Genomic DNA, 391 nt, shown 5'->3' with positions numbered 1-391 from the left:
AACTTGAAGGTGCTGCCGTAGGTGAAAACGCTGGTGACCTTTCAGGAGACTGCTTCGATTTATCGAACCCGATTGAAGTGAATCGTGAAGAGTGTGATGACTGTACAGCAGTTGGTGGTGAACTGACCGTAGATGGTCCGACCACCGTTTGTAAGAGCGATGGAATCGATGATAACTTCACCTTGGTTGTAACAGGAAACGAAGGAGAGAGCCAAGTATACGTCGTGACTTGGTTAGATGGTGAAATCATTCTTATTTCTGAAGATCCGGAATTCAACTTAGAAGGTATTCCCGGTAACGGAACCTGCCTCTTCTGGAGCTTGAGTTGGGATGGAGAAATTGAAGGAGCAGAAGTTGGCTTGAATGCCAATGACCTTATGGGAGATTGCTT

The 391-nt window shown here is 46.0% G+C and carries 1 protein-coding gene; it reads left to right on the top strand.

Annotation, left to right across the window (positions count from 1 at the left end; all coding sequences use genetic code 11):
• Positions 1 to 391 (top strand): agarase (locus O3Q51_18430; GenBank protein ID MCZ4410800.1); only part of this gene is annotated, 391 nt, incomplete at both ends.

It is taken from the genome of Cryomorphaceae bacterium 1068, from assembly GCA_027214385.1.
Lineage (GTDB): Bacteria > Bacteroidota > Bacteroidia > Flavobacteriales_D > Cryomorphaceae > JAKVAV01.
Note: the sequence above shows the minus strand (reverse complement) of the source record. Positions and strands in the feature narration are given on the sequence as shown.